Source organism: Methanobrevibacter sp. (assembly GCF_045577275.1).
Lineage (GTDB): Archaea > Methanobacteriota > Methanobacteria > Methanobacteriales > Methanobacteriaceae > Methanobrevibacter.
In genome coordinates, this window is record NZ_JAZNIB010000127.1 from 1 (window position 1) to 4,118 (window position 4,118).

General features: G+C 28.2%; 4 protein-coding genes and 1 tRNA gene. 3 read left to right on the forward strand and 2 right to left on the reverse strand.

The genetic code is table 11. The annotated features are described in order from the left end of the window. Nucleotides 1-159: 159 nt before the first annotated feature. Both xerA and ACKI67_RS04030 read left to right on the forward strand, forming a co-directional pair. On the forward strand, nucleotides 160-1,155 hold the full coding sequence (gene xerA, locus ACKI67_RS04025) for a site-specific tyrosine recombinase/integron integrase (protein WP_407462103.1): 996 nt from the start codon (nucleotides 160-162) through the stop codon (nucleotides 1,153-1,155). A 51-nt stretch (nucleotides 1,156-1,206) separates the two neighbouring features. Continuing rightward, on the forward strand, nucleotides 1,207-2,436 hold the full coding sequence (locus ACKI67_RS04030; RefSeq protein WP_407462104.1) for an ATP-grasp domain-containing protein: 1,230 nt from the start codon (nucleotides 1,207-1,209) through the stop codon (nucleotides 2,434-2,436). Nucleotides 2,437-2,456: 20 nt separating this feature from the next. Here the strand turns inward: ACKI67_RS04030 and ACKI67_RS04035 are convergent, their stop codons facing one another. Continuing rightward, nucleotides 2,457-2,612 (reverse strand): hypothetical protein, encoded by a 156-nt coding sequence (locus ACKI67_RS04035; RefSeq protein ID WP_407462105.1) that lies wholly within the window; start codon nucleotides 2,610-2,612, stop codon nucleotides 2,457-2,459. 212 nt (nucleotides 2,613-2,824) lie between these two features. Then, nucleotides 2,825-2,896, reverse strand: a tRNA-Gln gene (locus ACKI67_RS04040). 158 nt (nucleotides 2,897-3,054) lie between these two features. Here ACKI67_RS04040 and ACKI67_RS04045 point away from each other — a divergent pair. Further along, the gene (locus tag ACKI67_RS04045; protein ID WP_407462106.1) at nucleotides 3,055-3,627 is read left to right on the forward strand and encodes a YgjV family protein; all 573 of its coding nucleotides are present in this window, start codon (nucleotides 3,055-3,057) and stop codon (nucleotides 3,625-3,627) included. Nucleotides 3,628-4,118: the final 491 nt, after the last annotated feature.

A 4,118-nucleotide genomic window follows, 5' to 3' on the forward strand; every position in this document is an offset into this window, starting at 1 on the left:
AATATTTAAATAAAACCAAATATATAATATAGGTATAACGAAGTAAATATTAATAGATTATTTAAAAATATTGAAATGAAATTAATTATAAGAAATCAATGAAAATATAATCCTAAATTTAGATTAATGGGTTTGGCAATATCTAAAGAAGGAATTTACATGAATTTTTTTACAGAGCAATTAAACTTATCAAATGAACCGATTCAAAAATCTCCAATTAAACTGCCTGTTTTTGATGAAAATGGAGAAAAGAAACATTTGATGGAAGTCTTTGATTTTGAAAGCATGCTCGAAGATTATGTTATTGAACTTGAAATCAGAAACTATTCGGAAAATACTGTAAAGACATACAGCTCCATCATTCACAATCTCATCACTTATATGAAAAAGGAAGAGAACTTATATGACGGTAAAAGATTCCTGGCTAGTTTCAGAAAGTACATACGTGATTTGAAAAGGGACAAATACCTTACTCAAAATTATATTTACTTAACTACAGTTGTTTCCAAGAAATTCCTGGAATTCAACAACATCTATTTTTTAGAGGACATTAAAAATCCAAAAAGAACAAAATCATTGCCTAAATCATTGAATGAAAAGGAAGTGCAGGATCTCCTTGAAGCAGTTACAATAAATGAGAATGACACTCCATTCAAACAGAAATCAAAAAGAAGGGATAAGGTTATTCTCACATTGCTTTACTCAACTGGACTTCGTATTTCTGAACTTGTCAAATTATTGAAAAGGGATATTGATTTTGATGAGAGAACAATAAGAGTCAGAGGTAAAGGGGACAAGGACAGAATTGTTCTTTTTGATGAACATACCAAAGAGCTTTTGCTTGACTATCTTGAAAACGACAAGCATGACAGCGAATATATTTTCATAAATAAGAATGGAAAAAGATTGACACCAAGATATGTTCAAATGATGATAAAGAAATATGCAAAAGAAGCTGGAATCAAAAAGAAGGTTACTCCCCACGTTTTAAGGCACTCCTTTGCAACTCACCTCTTAAAAAATGGAGTGGACATCAGGGTAATTCAGCAATTGCTTGGACATTCAAGTCTCTCCACTACACAGATCTATACCAGTGTAGATATGGATACCATCAAAACAGTTTATGATCAAGCAAGGGAACAGGAAAATCAATAAAATAAAAATCATTTCATAAAAATTTGAAAAATAGCTTGAAGGTGGAATAATATGGAAAATTTACTCATCATGGGAATCGACACAAGACCTATGGTTAATTCTGCATTGAAATTGGATTATAAAACATTTTCTGTAAGCTATTTTAAGACTGTAGATTTTAAGATGCCTTTTAGAGAAAAACATTTATTGGATCAGGAAAGTGTAATCTCATGCGGAAGATTTGAAGAAAATTATTCACCTATGAAACTTCTTCAACTATTTGATGAAATGAATGATGATAGTGATGATGAAATTGATAAGATTGTACTCACTACTGGAATAAATGCAAATGATTTTTGTGGAAAATTTGAAAAGTATAAAAAAATCATTTATGGAAATAAAAAAACTGAAAAAGTTGACAACAAATTTAAATTTTTCAATAGCATGAAAAATAAATTTGACGTTCCACTCACATTTCAACCAAGTGATGCATATGAACTTAATGAAATATTGCAACAACATAAGAACAATCAATTTATTTTAAAACCCCTTCAAGGAAGTGGAGGGTTAGGAATTTTCTTGCTAAATAACGAAAGTTTAAGTGAAAATAATAAGGGCAATAAAATTCTCGAAAATATTTCATATGAAAACTATATACTTCAGGAGTATATTGATGGAATTAATGTTTCATCATCAGTATTGTCAAGTCATGACGCGCAAAAAAATTTGATCAACTCAAGATTGATCACTGAACATGACTTGGGCAATGACACATTTGAATATTCTGGAAATATTTTGCCATTGGATGAAAATAGTCTTAAAATGTTCTATAGCAAACAAACTAATTTTGATGCTGATGAGTTGAATGAAGAGATGAAAAATATTTCAGAGGATCTGATGAAGGAATTCAAACTTGTCGGTTCAAATGGCGTTGACTATGTTTTGGATAGAAGTGGTCAATTGAAAGTCATTGAAATTAATCCAAGATTCCAAGGAACATACGAATTGGTGGAAAATGTACTTGGCATAAATCTTTTGGAGGCTCATATCAAAGCTTGTGAAGGAGAACTTATTGAGATTCCAAATGCAAGACCATATTCAGTCAAAAAGATCATTTATGCAAGAAAACAAGTGAATATTGGAAACTTGAATATACCAAATGTCTTTGATATTCCTTATCAAGGAGTAAAAATAGAAAAAGATCAGCCTTTGGTAACAATCATCAGCTGCGATAATGAACTGGAAAAAGCTATGGATGATGTAAAAATAGCTGAAGAAAAAGTTTTTGAGAATATTGATTAAAAAAGAAAAAATAAAGAATATTAAAAGTGTATTATTCCAACCAATATTAAAATAAGTATTATAGTACCTATAACAATTAAGAATGTGGTCATTAACATAGCACCAGTAATGCCCATGAATAGTTTTGCCTTGTTATCCGGATTTCTTAAAAATTGATGAATTGGGTCTCTTTTCATTATTTCACCATTAAGCCATACTAGTTAAATACAATAATATATATTAAAAAAGAACTTATTAAATTTTACTTAAAAAATTCTAAAGAAAAGAAACTGATTAAAAAAAAAACTTGTTTTAAAAATAATTTGAAAATTATTAGAAAATTAAAGAAAATTAAAAAAATAGCAATTAAAAATATAACACTGTTATAAATGTGTTCCAAAAAAATTGATAGTCCCGAGCGGAGTCGAACCGCCGTCTCCGGGTCCAAAGCCTAGAAGGATTACCACTACCCCACGGGACTATACAACATATTATAGTATGTTAAACATTATATATAAACTTAACTAATATTAATAAATGCAATTAATTCCATTAATTGAACAGATATTAAAAAATTAAGAATATTTTAATTGAATTAATTAATAAACTATTTAACTATTATACAATAAAATTAATATTATGACAACACCAGTAGACATAATGAGTTTGCCTATGAATATAATTATAGGGAACGCCATTTCACTGATTGCAGGACTTTTCATCATAGCCAGTTTGATTGTGAATGATGATAAGAGAGCATACAAATACCAGATCTACAATGCTGCAGTATTAGTGATAGCTTCCTTTTTCTTTGATTCAATAGTAGGTGCAGTCATTATGGCAATTGCAACCATCAGACTCACTATGTTTTATAAGGACAAGTTTACAATCAGATGGGCAATATTTTTCCTTATTCTATCAACAGGTGTTGGTTTTGCAGTAAACACATTAGGTCTTATTGGCTTAATTCCAATTGTTGCAGTTATTCAGATAACAATATGTAATTATGCATTTAAGGACATCAGATGGATCAAGCTTAGTTTTATTGTGAATGAAGCATTTTACATTTTCTATTTCCTGCTGATATCAGATTATGTATCAACACTTATACAAATGCTTACTGTAGTAATAGGATCTGTTTCATATGTAAAATTAGTTTCTGATCGTAATGCATTGGCTGCCCTTCAAGAAGCATCCAGAGAAGGAGCTTAAATTTTCTATTTTTATATTTTTATTTAATATACTATTTTTAAAGCAACACACGAATAACTTATTTTAAAGTATTTTACACAATAAAATAGAGATTAAATTAAATTAAATTAATTAAAATTAGAATAAATAAAAACGAAAAAATATTAAAAATGATAAAAAAGTCAATAAAATTTAAGATAAAAAAAGCGTAGAAAAATAGTATTTTATAAAATTAAAAAAGTTTAAAAAAATTAATAATTAAATAACTTATGCCAAAACACAGGTAAGAGCAATAGCTGATACTGCAATAATAGCCAAGTAAGTTACTTGAGATTTGATAACAAAACTTAAATCCATAATTTCACCTCATTCAATTCAATTAGATACTTCCTATATTATTATTTATTAAAAACCGTATATAAATATTCCCGAATGTAAGTGCTTGCTTACATCTTAAAATTTAAAATAAAAGACTATTTAATCTTAAAATAATAAAATAATGAGAATTTAAT

Excerpts from the sequence above, each read along its gene's own strand:
- xerA (WP_407462103.1), top strand. The coding sequence starts at position 160 with ATGAATTTTTTTACAGAGCAATTAAACTTATCAAATGAACCGATTCAA.
- ACKI67_RS04045 (WP_407462106.1), top strand. The coding sequence starts at position 3,055 with ATGACAACACCAGTAGACATAATGAGTTTGCCTATGAATATAATTATA.
- ACKI67_RS04030 (WP_407462104.1), top strand. The coding sequence starts at position 1,207 with ATGGAAAATTTACTCATCATGGGAATCGACACAAGACCTATGGTTAAT.
- ACKI67_RS04035 (WP_407462105.1), bottom strand. The coding sequence starts at position 2,612 with ATGAAAAGAGACCCAATTCATCAATTTTTAAGAAATCCGGATAACAAG.